At 72.7% G+C, this 16,399-nt stretch carries 22 protein-coding genes; 9 read left to right on the forward strand and 13 right to left on the reverse strand.

Translation table 11 applies throughout. The features are described 5' to 3' along the window. The 3 genes from KBY19_RS28830 to KBY19_RS28840 form a co-directional block, all read right to left on the reverse strand. Nucleotides 1-612, reverse strand: a 612-nt coding sequence (locus KBY19_RS28830; protein WP_210967015.1) for an AAA family ATPase, incomplete at its 3' end; no start/stop codon positions are given. After that, entirely contained in the window at nt 609-1,844 is a 1,236-nt protein-coding gene (locus KBY19_RS28835; RefSeq protein ID WP_210956563.1) for an exonuclease SbcCD subunit D, read from the reverse strand. The genes KBY19_RS28835 and KBY19_RS28830, both read right to left, overlap by 4 nt. 97 nt (nt 1,845-1,941) lie before the next feature. Then, nucleotides 1,942-2,604 (reverse strand): YigZ family protein, encoded by a 663-nt coding sequence (locus KBY19_RS28840; RefSeq protein WP_210967016.1) that lies wholly within the window; start codon nt 2,602-2,604, stop codon nt 1,942-1,944. A 93-nt stretch (nt 2,605-2,697) separates the two neighbouring features. On the opposite strand from KBY19_RS28840, the gene KBY19_RS28845 reads away from it, so the two are divergent. Together KBY19_RS28845 and KBY19_RS28850 are read left to right on the forward strand one after the other, a co-directional pair. Continuing rightward, nucleotides 2,698-3,105: a CoA-binding protein gene (locus tag KBY19_RS28845; RefSeq protein ID WP_099878262.1), complete on the forward strand. Its 408-nt coding sequence runs from the start codon at nt 2,698-2,700 to the stop codon at nt 3,103-3,105. Between the two features lie 23 nt (nt 3,106-3,128). Next, nucleotides 3,129-3,638, forward strand: a complete 510-nt coding sequence (locus KBY19_RS28850; protein WP_210967017.1) for a GNAT family N-acetyltransferase — start codon at nt 3,129-3,131, stop codon at nt 3,636-3,638. An 8-nt stretch (nt 3,639-3,646) separates the two neighbouring features. Here the strand turns inward: KBY19_RS28850 and KBY19_RS28855 are convergent, their stop codons facing one another. After that, complete coding sequence (locus KBY19_RS28855) at nt 3,647-4,207, reverse strand: YbaK/EbsC family protein (protein WP_099878268.1); 561 nt, start codon at nt 4,205-4,207, stop codon at nt 3,647-3,649. A gap of 59 nt (nt 4,208-4,266) precedes the next feature. Continuing rightward, entirely contained in the window at nt 4,267-4,854 is a 588-nt protein-coding gene (locus KBY19_RS28860) for a helix-turn-helix domain-containing protein (protein WP_185016214.1), read from the reverse strand. Between the two features lie 89 nt (nt 4,855-4,943). Between KBY19_RS28860 and KBY19_RS28865 the strand changes: the two genes are divergently transcribed. After that, nucleotides 4,944-5,816: a DMT family transporter gene (locus tag KBY19_RS28865; protein ID WP_099878269.1), complete on the forward strand. Its 873-nt coding sequence runs from the start codon at nt 4,944-4,946 to the stop codon at nt 5,814-5,816. A gap of 12 nt (nt 5,817-5,828) precedes the next feature. Here KBY19_RS28865 and KBY19_RS28870 read toward each other — a convergent pair whose 3' ends face one another. The 4 genes from KBY19_RS28870 to KBY19_RS28885 all read right to left on the reverse strand — a co-directional run bounded on the left by KBY19_RS28870 (nt 5,829) and on the right by KBY19_RS28885 (nt 8,637). Further along, a complete protein-coding gene (locus tag KBY19_RS28870; protein ID WP_307842586.1) occupies nt 5,829-6,602 on the reverse strand; it encodes an acyltransferase in 774 nt (257 codons plus the stop codon). 105 nt (nt 6,603-6,707) lie between these two features. Beyond that, nucleotides 6,708-7,256, reverse strand: coding sequence for a gamma carbonic anhydrase family protein (locus KBY19_RS28875; protein WP_099886298.1), 549 nt, complete (start codon nt 7,254-7,256; stop codon nt 6,708-6,710). A 43-nt stretch (nt 7,257-7,299) separates the two neighbouring features. Continuing rightward, nucleotides 7,300-8,067, reverse strand: coding sequence for a DedA family protein (locus tag KBY19_RS28880; protein WP_099878275.1), 768 nt, complete (start codon nt 8,065-8,067; stop codon nt 7,300-7,302). A gap of 114 nt (nt 8,068-8,181) precedes the next feature. Next, a complete protein-coding gene (locus KBY19_RS28885; RefSeq protein WP_099878278.1) occupies nt 8,182-8,637 on the reverse strand; it encodes a DUF4442 domain-containing protein in 456 nt (151 codons plus the stop codon). Nucleotides 8,638-8,772: 135 nt separating this feature from the next. Between KBY19_RS28885 and KBY19_RS28890 the strand changes: the two genes are divergently transcribed. Further along, nucleotides 8,773-9,894 (forward strand): hypothetical protein, encoded by a 1,122-nt coding sequence (locus KBY19_RS28890; protein ID WP_099878281.1) that lies wholly within the window; start codon nt 8,773-8,775, stop codon nt 9,892-9,894. Between the two features lie 43 nt (nt 9,895-9,937). On the opposite strand, the gene KBY19_RS28895 is transcribed toward KBY19_RS28890, so the two are convergent. Continuing rightward, the gene (locus tag KBY19_RS28895; RefSeq protein ID WP_307843652.1) at nt 9,938-10,798 is read right to left on the reverse strand and encodes a fused MFS/spermidine synthase; all 861 of its coding nucleotides are present in this window, start codon (nt 10,796-10,798) and stop codon (nt 9,938-9,940) included. Between the two features lie 28 nt (nt 10,799-10,826). After that, nucleotides 10,827-11,462 (reverse strand): GTP-binding protein, encoded by a 636-nt coding sequence (locus KBY19_RS28900; RefSeq protein WP_210967019.1) that lies wholly within the window; start codon nt 11,460-11,462, stop codon nt 10,827-10,829. A 433-nt stretch (nt 11,463-11,895) separates the two neighbouring features. On the opposite strand from KBY19_RS28900, the gene KBY19_RS28905 reads away from it, so the two are divergent. Together KBY19_RS28905 and KBY19_RS28910 are read left to right on the forward strand one after the other, a co-directional pair. Further along, complete coding sequence (locus tag KBY19_RS28905; protein WP_307842588.1) at nt 11,896-12,675, forward strand: TVP38/TMEM64 family protein; 780 nt, start codon at nt 11,896-11,898, stop codon at nt 12,673-12,675. A 33-nt stretch (nt 12,676-12,708) separates the two neighbouring features. After that, nucleotides 12,709-13,581: an undecaprenyl-diphosphate phosphatase gene (locus tag KBY19_RS28910; RefSeq protein WP_099878287.1), complete on the forward strand. Its 873-nt coding sequence runs from the start codon at nt 12,709-12,711 to the stop codon at nt 13,579-13,581. Between the two features lie 30 nt (nt 13,582-13,611). On the opposite strand, the gene KBY19_RS28915 is transcribed toward KBY19_RS28910, so the two are convergent. Together KBY19_RS28915 and KBY19_RS28920 are read right to left on the reverse strand one after the other, a co-directional pair. Then, nucleotides 13,612-13,932 (reverse strand): DUF6343 family protein, encoded by a 321-nt coding sequence (locus tag KBY19_RS28915; RefSeq protein WP_099878289.1) that lies wholly within the window; start codon nt 13,930-13,932, stop codon nt 13,612-13,614. A 107-nt stretch (nt 13,933-14,039) separates the two neighbouring features. Further along, the gene (locus KBY19_RS28920; protein WP_180289881.1) at nt 14,040-14,243 is read right to left on the reverse strand and encodes a DUF6011 domain-containing protein; all 204 of its coding nucleotides are present in this window, start codon (nt 14,241-14,243) and stop codon (nt 14,040-14,042) included. A 252-nt stretch (nt 14,244-14,495) separates the two neighbouring features. Here KBY19_RS28920 and KBY19_RS28925 point away from each other — a divergent pair, with 252 nt between their 5' ends. The 3 genes from KBY19_RS28925 (at nt 14,496) to KBY19_RS28935 (ending at nt 16,311) form a co-directional block, all read left to right on the forward strand. Further along, complete coding sequence (locus tag KBY19_RS28925) at nt 14,496-14,690, forward strand: hypothetical protein (RefSeq protein WP_099878292.1); 195 nt, start codon at nt 14,496-14,498, stop codon at nt 14,688-14,690. Between the two features lie 139 nt (nt 14,691-14,829). Further along, nucleotides 14,830-15,102, forward strand: coding sequence for a hypothetical protein (locus tag KBY19_RS28930; protein ID WP_099878294.1), 273 nt, complete (start codon nt 14,830-14,832; stop codon nt 15,100-15,102). 174 nt (nt 15,103-15,276) lie between these two features. Next, the gene (locus tag KBY19_RS28935; protein ID WP_210967020.1) at nt 15,277-16,311 is read left to right on the forward strand and encodes a DMT family transporter; all 1,035 of its coding nucleotides are present in this window, start codon (nt 15,277-15,279) and stop codon (nt 16,309-16,311) included. The last annotated feature ends 88 nt before the right edge of the window (nt 16,312-16,399 follow it).

The raw sequence follows: 16,399 nt of genomic DNA on the forward strand, positions 1-16,399 counted from the left end.
CTGCTGGGCGCTCTTGCGCCTGCGCGCCAGCTCTTCCTCGACGGCCGCGAACCGGCCGGTGTCGAAGAGGCGTCCCAGCAGCTTCGCCCGGTCCTCGGCGCCGGAGCGCAGGAACCGCGCGAAATCGCCCTGCGGCAGCAGCACCACCTGGCAGAACTGCTCCTTGCTCATCCCCAGGGCCTGGCCGATCTCCTCGCCGATCTCCTGGTGGGAGCGGCTGAGTCCGTGCCACTCACCGGTCGCGGGGTCCAGGACGCGCAGTTCGCAGCGGGCCCGTTCCCGGGTGAGACCGGTGCCGCGGGCCTTGGGGCGCAGCTGCTCGGGGGCGCGGGTGAGCTCCAGCCGCCGACCCGCGACGGTGAGGTCGAGGACGACCTGGGTGCGGGTGCGCGGGTCGGCGTGGTCGCTGCGCAGGGTGCCGCCGGGCTGCTGGCGGGCGCCGGGCACGCCCCCGTAGAGGGCGAAGCAGACGGCGTCCAGCACGGAGGTCTTGCCCGCCCCCGTGGGGCCGTGCAGCAGGAAGAGCCCTGCCGAGGAGAGGGTGTCGAAGTCGACGGTGTGGGTGCCGCTGAAGGGGCCGAAGGCGGTGAGGGTGAGCCGGTGGAGCCTCATCGGACCACCCCGGGTGCGCTCTCGCCCTGCCGCGCCGCCGTCGGTGCCGTACGGGAGGCGGCGGGCGGCTCGTCCGGTTCCGACTCTGCGACGCGGACGGCCTCCAGCGCCTGTCCCAGCATCTCGCGTTCCTCGGGCGCCGCCTGCCGCCCTGGCCGTACATGGCCGACGAAGTCCTCGGCGATCTGGCGGTCGGTGCGGCCCTTGAGCCGGACGGCGTAGGAGCGTGAGTCGTCGGTCTCCTCCCGCTCTGGTGCGAAGACGAGGCTGACGGTGTGCGGGAAGCGCTTCGCCAGCCGGGCCATCGGGTCGTGCGGGCGGGCGGCGTCGGTGAGGGTGGCCTCCACCCAGGAGTCCGCGTGCTGCTCGTGGGCCGGCTCCTCCAGCAGCTCGTCGAGTGTGCCGCGCAGCCGGGCCAGGGGGCGCGGGACCGGACAGCGCAGCCGCTCGGCGGCCGGTTCGCCGCCGGGACCGAGGTCGACCAGCCACATCGACTTCTCCTGCCCGGCCTCGGAGAAGGAGTAGGCGAGCGGGGTGCCCGAGTAGCGCACCCGTTCGGTGATCGACTGACAGTTGTGCAGATGACCGAGGGCGACGTAATCGACGCCGTCGAAGACGGAGACGGGTACGGAGGCGACCCCGCCGACGGTGATGTCCCGCTCGCTGTCGGAGACTTCGGCACCGGTGACGAAGGCGTGCGCCAGGACGACGGAGCGGGTCCCGGCGGGCCTGGTGGCGAGGTCGGCGCGGACCCGCTCCATCGCGGCGCGGAGCACGGCGGTGTGGCCGTTACCCTCGGCGCCCAGGGCCTGGCGGACCAGCGAGGGCTCCAGGTAGGGCAGCCCGTAGACGGCGACCTTGCCGCCCCCGTCGGCGCCGTCGAGGAGCACCGGTGTGCCGCACTCGCGCGGATCGGTGCGCAGGTGCACGCCCGCACGCCCCATCAGCTTCGAGCCGACGCCGAGCCGGCGTGCCGAATCGTGGTTGCCGGAGATCATCACGGTGGGCACGCCCAGGTCCGCGAGGCGGTGGAGCGCTTGGTCGAACAGTTCGACCGCGGCGAGGGAGGGGACGGCGCGGTCGTAGATGTCGCCGGAGACGAGCACGGCGTCCACCGCGCGCTCCTCGACGGTGGCGACCAGGTGGTCGAGGAAGGCGCGCTGGGCATCGAGGAGGCTCACGCGGTGGAAGCTCCGGCCCAGATGCCAGTCCGAGGTGTGCAGCAGACGCATGGTCAACGACCTTACGGCCCACCACTGACAGCGCGTGCCGCACCCCGGACCGTCCGCTGTCTCCCGCCCGCTCCGGACGGCGCGCTCAAAGGTGCGCTCAGACGGTGCCGAACGCCTCGCCGCCCACCTCGACGTGTGCGGCGCCCGCGGTCGCATCGGCGAGCCAGCGCCGGAAGTCGGCCAGCTCCGCGCCGGGCAGTCCGAGTTCGATGGTGACCTCGGCGCCGTACCGCACCTCGCGTACCTCGCGCCCGGTGGCGCGCAGGTCGTTCTCCAGCCGTCCGGCACGCTCATGGCCGACGGTGACCGTCACCAGCCGGAAGCGCCGCCGGGTGACGGTCCCGACGGCGTCCAGGGCCTCTCCCACCGCTCCGCCGTACGCCCGGATCAGGCCCCCCGCGCCCAGCTTGACGCCGCCGAAGTAGCGGGTGACGACGGCGACCGCGTAGCGGACCTCCCGGCGCAGCAGCATCTGGAGCATCGGCACTCCCGCGGTGCCGCCCGGTTCGCCGTCGTCGTTCGCCTTCTGGATGCTCGCGTCCGCGCCGATGACATAGGCGGAGCAGTTGTGGTTGGCGCCGGGGTGCTGCTTGCGCACCCGCGCGATGAACTCCTGTGCCTCGGCCTCGGTGGCGGCGGGTGCGAGGGCGCACAGGAAGCGGGAGCGGTTGACCTCGGTCTCGTGCACACCCTCCGCCGCGACGGTGAGGTACTCCGCCGGTCCCTCCGGCTCGTGCTGTGGGCGCTGCTCGGGCTGCATCCCGTCAGCCTATGGCCGCGGGCCGCGGGAATCGGTGCGGGGTGCGAGCGGTTGTCGAGGTGGAGGAGCATGTCTGCTGCGGAGGAGAGAGCGATGTACGGCGATTCCGGGACGGTACGGGAGATTCTCACCGAGCTGGGTGACACCTGGGCGGTGGTGGGCCTTTCCCGGAACACCTCCCGGCCCGCATACGGGGTGGCGGAGGTGCTCCAGCGCCACGGCAAGCGGATCGTGCCCGTCCACCCAGCGGCGGAGACGGTGCACGGCGAGCGCGGCTATCCGAGCCTGGCGCAGATCCCCTTCCCCGTGGACGTGGTGGACGTCTTCGTCAACTCCCGCCTGGCGGGGCAGGTGGCCGACGAGGCGGCGGCGATCGGCGCCAAAGCGGTCTGGTTCCAGCTCGGGGTGGTCGACGACGCGGCGTACGAACGCACCCGGGCGGCCGGTCTGCGGATGGTGATGGACCGGTGTCCGGCGATCGAGATCCCCCGGCTGGGGTGAGCGCGGTGCGCCAGCGCCCACGCATGATCGACATACGCAGGGCGACACCCGACGACGCCGAGGAGATCGTACGGCTGCGCAGGGTCATGTTCGCTGCCATGCTCGGCCGGGACGAGCCGGGGCCTTGGGAGAAGGAAGCCGTACGCAGCGCGCGGCGGCAGCTCGCGCTGGAGGACTCTCCGCTGCTGGCGTTCGTGGTGGACGGCGAGCGGCCCGACCTGCCGGCCCACCTCGCGGCGTGTGCGGTGGGCCGGGTCGAGGAGCGGCTGCCGGCGCCGGTGAGCTCGCACGGCCTGTTCGGCTTCATCTTCAACGTGTGCACCGACGAGCGGTACCGCGGTCGCGGCTACGCCCGGGCGACGACCGCCGCGCTGCTGGCCCAGTTCGCCCGCGCGGGCGTCACGCGCGTGGATCTGCACGCGACGCCGGAGGCGGAGGCGATGTACCGGTCCATGGGCTTCGCCGAGCACTCGATCCCGCTGTCGCTCGATGTCGGCACACTGGACGCCGCCTCCCGGCCTCCACGGCGCTGAGCGCTGGACTAACCGCGCAGCCCCAGCCCCTCCACGACCTCGGCGCCGGGCAGCGAGGCCAGCGCCTTGCCGGGCACGATCAGCTTGCCCCGGCGGCTGCCGCTGCCGATCAGCACCCAGGGCAGGGCCGCGACTTCGGCGTCGACCAGCAGCGGCCAGTCGCCGGGCAGTCCGACGGGAGTGATGCCGCCGTACTCCATGCCTGTCTCGCCGACGGCGGTCTCGTGCGGTGCGAAGGAGACCTTGCGGGCGCCGAGACCGCGCCGGACCGCTCCGTTGACGTCGACGCGGGCGGCGGAGAGCACCACACATCCCGCCAGGGTGCGGACCCCGCCCTGCTTGGCGGCGACGACGACACAGTTGGCGGAGGACTCCAGCAACTCCTGTCCGTAGGCCTCCACGAAGGCGGCCGTGTCGGCCTTCTCGGGATCGGTGTCGACGTAGATCAACTGGTCGGCGGGTACGGGGCCTTCCCAGCCGCGGACCGCGGTGGCGACGGGGGCGGCCAGCTGGTCGAGGACCTCGGGGGCCGGCCTGGCGTTGTCGAATTCTCCGATGGGCGCACGCATACCGGCACTCTAGCCAGCGCTGGGTCGACGGGTACTGTACGGCCGCGGACCGGGGAGGGTCAGCGCGGTTCGGGCACCGAGACGGCCATGGTCATCTCGACGGTTTCCGTACCGTCGTTGCGGTAGCCGTGCGGTACGTGCGACTCGAAGCAGGCGGAGGTCCCGGCCGGGACGGTGTACTTGTCGCCGTCCACGTCGAGGGTGAGCGTGCCCTCCCTGACGTGGACGAGTTCGGCGGTGCCGATGGGATGCGGATCGGAGTCGCTGGCGTCGCCCGGCACCAGCTTCCAGTGCCACAGCTCGAGCGGCCCGGGGGCCTCCGTGCCCGCGAGCAGGGTGCTGTGGCTGCCGGCCTCGGTGGACCAGAGCCTTACGGCCTGCTCCGGGGGGACCAGCCGGACCTGGGGCTCCTGGTCGAAGTCGAGCAGCGAGGTGATGCTGACGCCGAGCGCGTCGCCGATCTTGACGACGGTGCCGACGCTGGGGTTGGTGCGGGCCTGTTCGATCTGGATGAGCATGCCCCGGCTGACGCCTGCCCGCGCGGCGAGCGCGTCCAGGGTGAAGCCGCGCTCGGCCCGCAGGTGTTTGAGGTTGCGGGCCAGCGCCTGCGTGAGGTGGTCGAGGTCCGTCACGGTGTTCCGCACCATCCAAAATACTAGATTGCAGAGTGCACTACGCTGAACTACGGTGTGCTGGACTTGAATGTTCACCACACTGTACTGCGAGGTATTCCGTCATGACCGCTGTCTTCGCTTTGGCCACCAGTCTCCTGTGGGGGCTGGCCGACTTCGGCGGCGGGCTGCTCAGCAAGCGTCTGCGCGAGCTGACCGTGGTGGTCGTCTCACAGGGTGCGGCCTGCCTGGTGCTCGGCGCCATCGTGCTGTCCACCGGCGCCTGGAGCGAGCTGGACGCCCGGCTGCTGTGGTGCGCGGTGGCCGCCGGCGCTATCGGGCCGGTGTCGATGCTGTGCTTCTACCGGGCGCTGGCCATCGGCCCGATGGGCGTGGTCTCACCCGTCGCCACCCTCGGCAGCGTGGCCGTGCCGGTGGCCGTCGGCATGGTGCTGCACGGCGAACGACCCGGCCTGCTGCAGGCGGTGGGCACCCTGGTCGCGGTCACCGGTGTGGTGCTGGCCGGCGGCGTGGGCGGGGGCAGCGCGCCCGTGCAACAGCGCACCGTCCTGCTGACCCTCGTCGCCGCCTTCGGCTTCGGTGCGACGATGAGCCTGGTCGCCGAGGCGTCGACGACCATCGCGGGGCTCTTCCTGACGCTGTTCCTCCAGCGGGTCGTCAACGTCGTGGTGGGGGGCGGCGCGCTGTACGCCTCGGTGCGGCGGGGCACCCCCGCGCTCCCCGAGGAGGGGGTGCGGGCCGTGTGGACGGTGCTGCCCGCGCTGGCCTTCGTCGGCCTGGCGGACGTCGCCGCCAACGGGACCTACGCCGTCGCGGCACAGCACGGCCCGGTCACGGTGGCCGCGGTGCTCGCCTCCCTCTACCCGGTGGTCACCGCGCTGGCCGCCCGGGGCGTCCTCCAGGAGCGGCTCAGGGCCCTGCAGACCGCGGGCGCGGGGCTGGCGCTGCTGGGCACGGTGCTGCTCGCCTCGGGCTGACCGGCGCGCGGCTCAGCCGCCGTCCGCGGTGCCGTCGGGGTCGCGGTGGAAGCCGCCGTCCAGCGGGCCGCGCCGGTGGGGCAGTTCGGCCAGGGCGAGCAGTTCCTGCGGGGTGACGCCCTCCGGGACGGGCACCGGCGGCGGGGTGCGCAGCGGCGGCTGCCATCCCTCCTCCGGATCGAAGCGGCGCACCACTTTGGCGGGAGCTCCCGCGACCACCGCGTGGTCCGGCACCTCCCCGCGCACCACGGCACCCGCCGCGACCACGACGTTCCGCCCCAGCGTCGCACCCGGCAGCACCACGGCCCCGGCCCCGATCCAGCTGCCGGCGCCGATCTCGACAGGTGCCGTGCGCGGCCACTGCCTGCCGACCGGCCGTGCCGGATCGTCGTAGGAGTGGTTGGTGGAGGTGATGTAGACGTACGGGCCGCAGAACACGTCGTCCCCCACGCTGACCCGGGTGTCGGCGATGACATGGCTGCCCCGGCCCAGCACCACGCCGTTGCCCAGCCGCAGCACGGTCTCGGGGCCCAGGTCCAGATCCGGCATCATCCCGGCCGTCAGCGTGACGTCCTGTCCGACGACGCAGTGGTCGCCGAGCTCGATCCACGGCGTACCGAAGAGCGTTCCCTGCGGAAAGGCGAGCCGGGTCCCGGTGCCGATCCGGCGGAACGTGTACGGCCCGGGGCGCTGGGCCGTGACGGCTCCCGCGTGCTGGACCCGGCGCCAGATGCCGTGCACGGCGCGGGAGGTGAGGGACGAGAACGCGTTCCTGAGGGATGGCACGCCGTCACGGTAGCGCCCTGGCACCCGCTCGCCCCGGTGAGGTTCCTCACCAGTAGCTTGCGGGCTGCGCGGACCCCGGCCGCAGCCGGTCCGCGGCTGCGCGGCTCAGGAGGGCGAGGGCGGCTCGCAGACGGACGCCGCGCGGTGCTGTGCGGCCAGTTCCACGTAGGCGAGCGCGTTCGACCGCACGCCCTCGCGCTCCTCCTCGGTCAGCTCCCGGCGCACCTTGCCCGGCACCCCGGCGACCAGCGAGCCGGGCGGCACGACGGTGCCCTGCGGCACCAGGGTCTGCGCGGCGACGAGTGAACCGGCACCGATGTGCGCCCCGTTGAGGACGGTGGCTCCCATACCGATCAGCACCTCGTCCTCGACGGTGCAGCCGTGCAGCACCGCGTTGTGTCCCACGGTGACCCGTGCGCCGACGGTGACGGGGAAGCCCGGGTCGCCGTGGACGGTGCAGTTGTCCTGCACATTGCTGTCCTCGCCCAGCACGATGGGACCGGCGTCGGCACGCAGCACGGCGCCGTACCACAGGCTCGACCCGGCGGCCATGGTGACCTGGCCGGCGATCACGGAGGTCGGCGCGTTGAACGCCGCGCCGTCCAGCCGGGGTTCGTGTCCGCCGACCGCCACGAGCAGTCCTCGCTGTGCCACACCACTCTCCGCTTCGGGTATGCCGCTGTCGCCGCGTTCCGTCTCACTCACCTGCCGGGCCCGTCGCCGCGGTGTCCAGCTCCGGAGCCGCAACGCTCGCGCCGTCCGCGGACCGGCCCGCGTCCTCGACACCCGCGGACGTCCGCTCTTCTCCGGCTCCGGCGGCGTCCGGTCGCCCTTCCGGTACCGGGCTCCCGGTCGTCTCGGCCGTGACCTTCGCCGCGCGGCGTTTGACGATCACCATGGAGGCGACGCCGATCAGTACGGCGACCACCAGTCCGAGCCAGGAGAAGCGCTTGAGCCACGCCTCGGCGACGATACCGACGTAGTAGATGACGGCGGTCGTACCACCGGCCCACAGCACTCCGCCCAGCACGTTCGCCGTCAGGAACTTCCAGTACGGCATCTTCAGTACGCCCGCGAGCGGTCCGGCGAAGATGCGCAGCAGTGCGATGAACCGGCCGAAGAAGACCGCCCACATGCCCCACCGCTGGAAGGAGCGTTCGGCGGTGGCCACATGGCCGGGCCCGAAGTGCTTGGGGAACTTCCGGCCCAGCCACTCCAGCAGCGGCTTGCCGCCCTTGCGGCCGATGGCGTACCCGATCGAGTCACCCACCACGGCCCCGACCGTGGCGCAGGTTCCCAGGATCAGTGGGTCGATGTGGCCCTGCTGCGAGGCCAGCAGCGCGGAGCTGACGAGAACGATCTCCCCGGGCAGTGGAATGCCCAGGCTCTCCAGCCCGATGACGACCCCCACCAGGAGGTACACGCTCACGGCCGGAACGTTCTCCAGCCACTCCTGGATGTGCAACTGCGGCTTCCTCTCATGACACGGGCACGAGCTGTCATGGCAGCACGGGTCCGGAAGCCTACTCGACCGGGCGCCGCCCCAGGCCGAGCACCCCGCGTCGAGCGCAGCGCCAGGTCAGTCGTTGGGCCGCAGGGTCCATACGATGGTCATCTCGCTGGTGACGGCGCCGTCGGGGCGGCTGAGCGCGACCCGCACCGGAAACTCCGGTCGTTCGCCCCTGTCCAGCTCGGCGACCACGTCGGCCGCCGGGCGGCCGAGTTCGGCGGTGGCGGTGACGACACCCTTGGCGATCTTCTTGAAGTCCATCTCGGCGCGCACCGGCAGCGGGACGGAGCGGGAGAGCTGGTCGGCGAAGGCGGCCAGCGTCACCGCTCCGCTCGCGGACTCCGCGAGCGTGAACATCGCACCGGCGTGCGGGCCGCCGACGTGGTTGTGGTACTCGCTCCGATCGGGCAGCGAGACGACGACCCGCTCCGGTGTCGTTTCGAGGTACTGGAGGTCGAGGGTGCGGGCCATGGGCACGGAAGCCCTCATCATCTCGCCGATGTCCGGCTGCGACTGAGTGGTCATGGCCGCACGTTACCACCGAGTAACCCTGGGCGGAGAATCGTTCTTTCCCACTTCCGGCCCATTCATGTAGCGGGTACGTACCGATCCGAGGGGAGCGGTGGTCGGCAGGAAGAGCGCACCATAGGGTTGTCAGCCATGTGGCCAGGACAGCAGCAGCCCGGGGGCGAGCAGAACCCGCAGCAGCCGAACCCGTACCAACAGCCCGGCTACGGGCAGCCGAACCCGTATCAGCAGCCCGGCTACGGGCAACAGCCGCCGGGCCAGCAGCCCGGTCACGGGCAGCAGCCGCCGGCCGGTCAGCCCGGCTACGGGCAGCAGCCGCCGGCCGGTCAGCCCGGTTACGGGCCGCAGCAAGGAGCGCCGTCGTACCCCTACGGCCAGCAGCCGGGCGGCCCCGGCCAGTCGGGGCAGTGGGGCCAGGCGGACATGCCCGGCGGCCCGCAGTCGCCCAAGGGCGGCGGGGGCGACCGGAAGAAGACGGTCGTCATCTCGATCGTCGCCGCGGTCGCGGTCGTCGCGGCCACCGTCACGGGCGTCGTCGTGCTCGGCGGTGACGACGACAGCGGCAAGAAGAACAAGGCCGACAAGTCCGCCTCGCCCTCGGTGAAGACCAAGCCGGAGAAGAGCAAGAAGGCGGACCCGGGAGGCGGGGGCAAAGCCTCCAAGGACCCGTCCGACCCGGTGGTCCCCGGCTGGCAGACCGTCGTCAACCCCAAGTGGTACTCGGCCTTCGACGTACCGGACAGCAAGGACTGGACGCTCGCGAGCCAGGGCACCATCACCGGCTTCGAGAGCGACAAGGGCAAGGTCCTGGTCGCCATGTCGGCGCCCGCCTACTACAAGGACAACTGGTGCAAGGAGAGCAGCCGCGCCGCCGTCGGCACCAAGGGCGGGCAGGGCTCCAAGAACACCAAGGAGGCGGCGCGGATCGCGGCGGGCAACTTCGCGATAGCCGGCTACGACCAGAAGCAGAAGGGCACCCTCAAGGTCTCCAAGTCCAAGCCGTTCAAGAACAAGCACGGCATCAAGGGCCACACCGCCACCGCGAAGGTCACAGGAGCCCCCAAGGCGGACAAGTGCGCCACCAGCGCGGGCAAGGTCGTCACGGCGTCCTGGATCAACAGCAACGGTGACCTGGCGATCTGGGTCCTCTACACCGACGCGGGCGTCAAGGACGAGCTCTCGGACGCCACGATCAAGAAGATCATGGGCAGCCTCCGCACCTACGACGGCGGCGGGAACGAGCCCCGCGGCTGACCCGACAAGCACCCCGGCGCGGTCCGGGCCCGGGACGGCGCCTTCAGCCGACGCTGAAGGCGCCGTCCGGCGGTTCGGGGCTCGGTACGGCGTCGCCGTCCTCGACCGCCCGCACACCGCGCGTGAAGCGCTCCAGCGCCGCTCCGTGCTCCACCCGGGCCGGGAACGGATCGGCCGAGCAGCGGCGGGCCAGTTCGGACAGCGGCTGCTGGTGCCGCGAGGCGAGCAGCAGAATGTTGCCGAACCGCCGTCCCCGCAGCACCGCCGGCTCGGCGACGACCGCCAGCTGCGGGAAGACCGCCGCGAACGTGGCCAGTTGGGAGGCCAGGAAGCGGAACGGAGCGGCGTCGGCGAGGTTGGCCACGTATGTGCCCCCAGGCCGCAGCACCCGTTCCACCTCCCTCGCGTACGGCAGCGTGGTCAGATGCGCCGGCACCCGCGAGCCGCCGTAGACGTCGGCCACCAGCACGTCCGCGCTGCCGGTCGGCGAGGACTCGGCCAGGGCCCGCCCGTCGACGGCCTCCACCGTGATGTCGGCACCGTCCGGGAGTGGCAGATACGCGGCGACGAACGCGGTCAACTCGGCGTCCGGGTCGGCCACCCGCTGCCGCGAGCCGGGCCGGGTGGCGGCGAGGTAGCGGGGCAGGGTCAGCGCTCCCCCGCCGAGGTGGAGCACGTCCAGCGGCGCCCCGGGCGGCGCCACCTCATCCAGCAGGTGGCCGACCCGGCGCGCGTACTCGAACTCCAGATGCCGGGGGTCGTCCAGGTCGACATAGGACTGCGGCGCCCCGTCCACGGTCAGTAGCCAGGCCCGCTCCCGGTCGACGTCCGGCAGCAGCTTGGCGGTGCCGCCCGCGACGGCTCGGGTGCGGGGTATCTGCTCCCCGTGGGCGTCGGTGTGCACCGCCCCATTGTGCGGGTGGGCGGGTGGCTCAGGGCACGTCGGGCAGGGGCACGTAGGTGTCGACGGCATCCAGCAGCGCCTCGATCGTGCCTTGCCACCGCGGATCGCCCTCCAGCGCACGGCGGGCGGAGACCCGTACGGCCGGGAGGGACTCCCCCGCGAAGCCGTGCGCCGTCAGCTGTGCCCGTACATCGCTCTCCACCAGCTCGGTCAGCTCGTCGTTGCCGGCGTCGGCCATGGACAGGGCCACGACCAGGTGGGCGAGGCCGCTGCGCCGGGCGAGCGCGAGGTGGTCGGCCGTGCCGGAGCGGGCGCCTTCCAGGACGGAGACGACGAGCACCGCACCGTCGAGGCCCCCCAGCCCCCCGGGGCCGAGCGGGTCTTGCCGGTCCCCCCGGCCTTCCGGGTGTTCCGGATACTCCGGGTGTTCCGGTCCCTCGGCAGGGTCCAGCAGGGTGTAGCGACGGGTGTCGGTCGCGTACCGGAATCGTCGTCGTGGCCGGTGTGGATATCCGGGGCGGCGGGGGCCGGGGGCACCGGGCGTGCGGGCCGCCGCCAGGGCGGCGGCCAGCGTGGTCTTGCCGTGCCCTCGGTGGCCCAGCGTGCCGATGGTCAGGTGCGGAACGGGATGCGGGATGACGCACGGGTGGGTGTGGCCGGACATGGGTGCCCTCCTGGACCGGTACGAGACGAGGCGGGACCCCGCAAGAGGACCGACCCTCCCCTGCGGGGTCCTCGGTCGGTCCGGGAAGGGTCAGCGTCGGCGGAGACGGACGCCGGGAGGCAGGCAGCAGGCGTGCGTGCCCGCGGTCAGCACACGCGGGCCCGGGAGCGGGAAGAGGGCAGCCCGCGGAGCGGCCGCGACCGCGGCCGGAGCACAGAGTCGGGGCTGCCGGAGCACCGGTCGATCATCGCCCGCTCGACCGCTCCGCGTCGAACGGTTTTCGACGCTGCCGCCCGCGACCCGTGCTGCGCCCTCCGGCGCAGGTGAAAGCGGGGATGGACAGCGGGCGAACACCGCTTCGAAGGGGCACCTTTCGGGCATTCCGTACCGCATCGAACAGCGGAGGGACCGGTTCGTCGGTTACGCTCCCAGCGTGCCCGTCCCCGCCACGCAGCCAGACGGACTCCCCGGCCGTCTCGCCAAGACGCTGCTCTCACCATGGTCCCGTCTCGTCCTGCTGGCCGTACTGCTGTGCGGGGCGGCGACGACGATGCTGCTGTACGAGCCCCAGCGGCTGCTCGCCCACGGCTGGCCTCCGCAGGCCGCCGGCGGAGTGGCCGTCGCCCTCTTCGGCGCCGCCTACGGGCTGTGCACCGCGGCCTTCGTACCCCGCCCGGTGCTCAACGTCGCGGCAGGCGTGCTCTTCGGCGCGCAGGCCGGCACCTTCTCGGCGACGGCCGGCACGGTGATCGGCGCGGGCATCGCCTTCGGACTGGGCCGGCTGCTGGGCCAGGACGCGCTGCGCACACTGCTGCGGGGGCGTTGGCTGGCCGCCGCCGACCGGCAGTTGAGCAAGCACGGCTTCCGCTCGATGCTGGTGATCCGGCTGCTGCCCGGCGTACCGTTCGCCGCCTCCAACTACGGCGCCGCCGTCTCCCGGATGAGCTGGCCCGCCTTCCTCGGGGCGACGGCGCTCGGTTCGGTGCCCAACACCGCGGCCTACGTCATCGCGGGCAGCAGCGCCGCGACGCCGACTTCCCCGGTCTTCTTGGCCTCGTTCGGTTTCATCGCGCTCTCCGGGCTGGCGGGCGGCGTGGTCGCCTGGCGCAAGCGCGCCCAGTTGCGGGGCACCGCCCCCCGCGAGGCCGCCGCGGACTCCGTCCCTTCCGAAGCCTGCTCGCCGCCCGAGCGCGAGCCGGTCTCCCACCACTGACACCGACTATCACAGGGACGAGCCCCGCCGCAGATGTCTTGGTTTGAATCCTTCGTCCTCGGACTCGTCCAGGGACTGACCGAGTTCCTCCCGATCTCCTCCAGCGCCCATCTGCGGCTGGTCGCGGCGTTCGCCGGCTGGAAGGACCCCGGCGCCGCGTTCACCGCCGTCACCCAGATCGGCACCGAGGCAGCCGTGCTGATCTTCTTCCGCAAGGACATCGGCCGTATCCTCGCGGCCTGGTTCCGCTCGCTCCACGACCGCGAGGCCCGCAGCGACCACAACGCGCAGATGGGCTGGCTCGTCATCGTCGGCTCCATCCCGATCGGGGTGCTCGGACTGGCCTTCAAGGACCAGATCGAAGGTCCGTTCCGTGATCTGCGGCTGATCGCGAGCACGCTGGTGGGCCTGGGCATCGTCCTCGGCATCGCCGACCGGATGGCGGCCCGCGACACCAAGGGCGGCCGGCACCGGGCGCGGCGCGAGCGCAAGTCGCTGGAACAGCTCACCGTGCGCGACGGCCTGCTCTACGGGTGCGCGCAGGCACTGGCACTGGTACCGGGGGTTTCCCGGTCGGGCGCCACCATCAGCGGTGGCCTGTTCATGGGATACCGGCGCGAGGCGGCGGCCCGGTACTCGTTCCTGCTGGCGATTCCCGCGGTGCTCGCCTCGGGGCTGTTCGAACTCAAGGACATCGGCGAGGGGCATGTCTCCTGGGGCCCGACACTCTTCGCCACCGTACTGGCGTTCGTGGTGGCATATGCCGTCATCGCATGGTTCATGCGGTTCATCTCCACCCGCAGCTTCATGCCGTTCGTCATCTACCGGATCCTGCTGGGACTGGCCCTGTTCGCACTGATGGCGGCAGGCGTGCTCAGTCCGCACGCGGGCGAGTCGGTGGGTTGACCGCCGGACCCGGGGGCGGACCGGTTGCCGTCAGCGGCGCTGTTCGCGCTCCTGCCGGCGCCTGCGCCTGAGCACCAGCAGATCGACGGCCGCGCCCAGCGCCAACGCGCCGCAGACGGCTGCCAGCACGACGAGCACCCGGTCGCTGGGGGTGCTGCGGCTGTCGGAAGAGGCGGCCCACCAGGCGAACAGTGCCGCGGCCGCGGCGAAGAACGGCACTCCGATGGACGACAGCAGCGTGCGCAGTCGGAGGTCGCTGCGGGCGGTCACCGGTTCGGTACCGGAGCGGGGGCGGCGGTGGGAGCGGGGATCGTCATCCCGGTGCGGGCCGGGCTGCGGTGGCTGGGACACGGAAACTGCCTTTCGCCGGTGGACTCCCCCATGATTCCCGGCCCGGTCCGGAAACCCGGCGCGGACGCGCCAGGGCCCGGCCGGGACGCGTCGGGGCAGCGGACTGCTCACAACCCCGGCAGCGCGTCCTGGTCGACCTCGTGCCGGGCCGGTGCGGGGGCGCTGCGTACTGCCAGCTTGCGACGGCAGTCCGGCCCCAGGCCCCACAGCCGGGAGGCCCGGTCGCGCAGCGGCTGCCCGCACATCCGGCACAGCACCCGCCGCCCGGACACCGGCTCGCTCCCCGGCAGCGGGGCCGCCTCCGCGTCCACCCGCTCCGCGGCTGCGCCTTCCGCCGCCCGCGTGGTGGCCACCGCATCGCCGCCGGCGGCCTGGTCCGGCTCCCACTTCGCGGTCATCCGCGCCCCCTTCCCCGGCGTCACGAGCCCTGGCGCCGCACGAGCCCGTCGGCACGCACCGTACCAACACGAACACCCGTCCGGAGTATCCCGAAATGCACGGTGCATCCCCACGGACCCACGGTGGGCGTGGAGACAACAACTACCTCTCTCTTGGGAGCGAACATGCGAATCCGTACCGCCATCGCCGCCGGCGCCCTCAGCGCCGTCGCCCTGCTCGGCACCACAGCGGGGACCGCGGTCGCCAACGACGGCCCCAAAAAGTCGCCGAGCATCCTGGACCTCGGCGTGAACGCCTGCGGCATCAACGTCATCCCGGTGCTGAGCGTCCCGCAGAGCTACTGCAAGAACACCTTCTGAGGTCCAGGCACCACAGTGCACGTCGGCCGTCGGACCCCGCCCCCGCACCGTGCGGGCGGCGGGGTTCCGTCGGTTCGCGTCGAGCGATCACCCCGCGCACCGTTGTGCCGAGCGGGAAAAGGGCTGCCACACTGGCCGCATGGACAAGTTCTACCGTGGTCCCGCGACCCTGCTGACCGGAGCCGCCGAGGTGCCGGTCGACGCGGCGCTGTTCACGGAGACCAGCGGCGCGGGAACCGCATGGTCCGGCACCATCAGGCCGGAGGGCAGCCAGCCACTGTGGACCGAGCTGGAGGGCGACTCGGCCGGGCTGCGGCTGGCCGACGGACGCGTCTGCCGGGTCACCCTGCTGGGCAGCGGCTTCGGGCCGGTCGAGGTCTCGGGCGAGGGCCCCCTGCCGACACAGCCTTAGCCGCCCGGCACGGCGGTAGTCCTCCGGAGGTCACCTGACAGGCGGATACGAGCGCGCGCCGTACTCCGCTGGCTGTACATCAAGACGGTGCTGACAGGTGACGACAGGTCACCGCGGAGACGGAATCGTAGAGGGCATGAAGCCGATGCCCAAGCCGCGCCGCACGGACCGGATATGAGCGCACTGACGATGGCGGTGCTGCTGTCCCTGGTGTCCGCCGTCAGCTACGCGCTGGCCGCGATCGTGCAGGAGCGGATCGCCACGACGACAGCACCCAGCCGGTGGGGTCTGCTGCGCACCGGCATGTGGTGGACCGCGGCCGTGCTGCAGGGGGCGGGCGCGCTGCTGCATGTGGTGGCGCTCGGGCTGGGACCGCTGACCGTCGTCCAGCCGCTCGGCGTGCTCACGCTCGTCCTCGCCGCCCCCATGGCGGCCCTGCTGGGACGGCGTCCGGTGACCCCGTCGGCATGGCGGGGCATCATCCTGGTCTCGGCCGGTTTGGCGGGCATACTGCTGCTCACCGGGAACCGGGGCGCCGACTCCCTGGACGGCACCGGCCAGTTCGCCCTCGCGGCAGGTGTGCTGGGCTCCGTCGCGTTGCTGGTGGGCACGGCGACAGCGGCACGCCGGATGGCCCACGACCGCCCCGGAAGCCGCCTCGTCGCACTGCGGAGCGCATCGCTGGCGCTGGCCGCGGGGGTGGCCTACGGCGCCGCCTCGGTCTTCGTGAAGACGCTCGCCGACAGCTGGAACTCCGCCCCGCTCGCCGCCACCGTGCCGCTCGCCGTGCTGACGGTGGTGCTGGCGACCACCGGGCTGGCGAGCTCGCAGGCCTCCTACCGGGACGGAGGCCTGGCCACACCGCTGGCGACCGCCACCGTCGCCAACCCGGTGGTCGCCGCGGCCGCCGGGATCCTCCTGCTGGACGAGGGCTTCCGGTACGGCGCGACGGGCACGGTGCGGGCACTGGGCGCCGGGGCGCTGGCCGCCTGGGGCCTGGTCGTACTGACCTCCGACAGCGCCCGGCAGGCACGGCCGGAGGAGACTCCGCAGGCCCGGCCGCACGAGCAGCGACGGCGGTCCGGCGGAGCCGGCCGCGCCGCGGGGGCCGAGTTCGCGGCGCAGCAGACAACGGAGGCAGCGGTACGAGTCGCGGTCGTCCCCGGCCCCCGCGCTCCCGCGAACCGCCACCCGGTGCCCGCACCATGACGCCGCCGCGGGAGCGGCGCATACAGACGCGCACACATGCGTGCAGGTGCGCCGCGCCCGCCCCTGTACGCCCTCTCGCTCCCACGCA

This window comes from Streptomyces sp. B15 (assembly GCF_018070605.1).
Classification (GTDB): domain Bacteria; phylum Actinomycetota; class Actinomycetes; order Streptomycetales; family Streptomycetaceae; genus Streptomyces; species Streptomyces smyrnaeus.

Coding starts and splice junctions, on each gene's coding strand:
- KBY19_RS28840 (WP_210967016.1), bottom strand. CDS start 2,604: ATGCAGCCCGAGCAGCGCCCACAGCACGAGCCGGAGGGACCGGCGGAG.
- KBY19_RS28860 (WP_185016214.1), bottom strand. CDS start 4,854: ATGGTGCGGAACACCGTGACGGACCTCGACCACCTCACGCAGGCGCTG.
- KBY19_RS28885 (WP_099878278.1), bottom strand. CDS start 8,637: ATGACCACTCAGTCGCAGCCGGACATCGGCGAGATGATGAGGGCTTCC.
- KBY19_RS28925 (WP_099878292.1), top strand. CDS start 14,496: ATGCGAATCCGTACCGCCATCGCCGCCGGCGCCCTCAGCGCCGTCGCC.
- KBY19_RS28890 (WP_099878281.1), top strand. CDS start 8,773: ATGTGGCCAGGACAGCAGCAGCCCGGGGGCGAGCAGAACCCGCAGCAG.
- KBY19_RS28935 (WP_210967020.1), top strand. CDS start 15,277: ATGAGCGCACTGACGATGGCGGTGCTGCTGTCCCTGGTGTCCGCCGTC.
- KBY19_RS28855 (WP_099878268.1), bottom strand. CDS start 4,207: ATGCGTGCGCCCATCGGAGAATTCGACAACGCCAGGCCGGCCCCCGAG.
- KBY19_RS28850 (WP_210967017.1), top strand. CDS start 3,129: ATGATCGACATACGCAGGGCGACACCCGACGACGCCGAGGAGATCGTA.
- KBY19_RS28910 (WP_099878287.1), top strand. CDS start 12,709: ATGTCTTGGTTTGAATCCTTCGTCCTCGGACTCGTCCAGGGACTGACC.
- KBY19_RS28835 (WP_210956563.1), bottom strand. CDS start 1,844: ATGCGTCTGCTGCACACCTCGGACTGGCATCTGGGCCGGAGCTTCCAC.
- KBY19_RS28900 (WP_210967019.1), bottom strand. CDS start 11,462: ATGTCCGGCCACACCCACCCGTGCGTCATCCCGCATCCCGTTCCGCAC.
- KBY19_RS28930 (WP_099878294.1), top strand. CDS start 14,830: ATGGACAAGTTCTACCGTGGTCCCGCGACCCTGCTGACCGGAGCCGCC.
- KBY19_RS28865 (WP_099878269.1), top strand. CDS start 4,944: ATGACCGCTGTCTTCGCTTTGGCCACCAGTCTCCTGTGGGGGCTGGCC.
- KBY19_RS28845 (WP_099878262.1), top strand. CDS start 2,698: ATGTACGGCGATTCCGGGACGGTACGGGAGATTCTCACCGAGCTGGGT.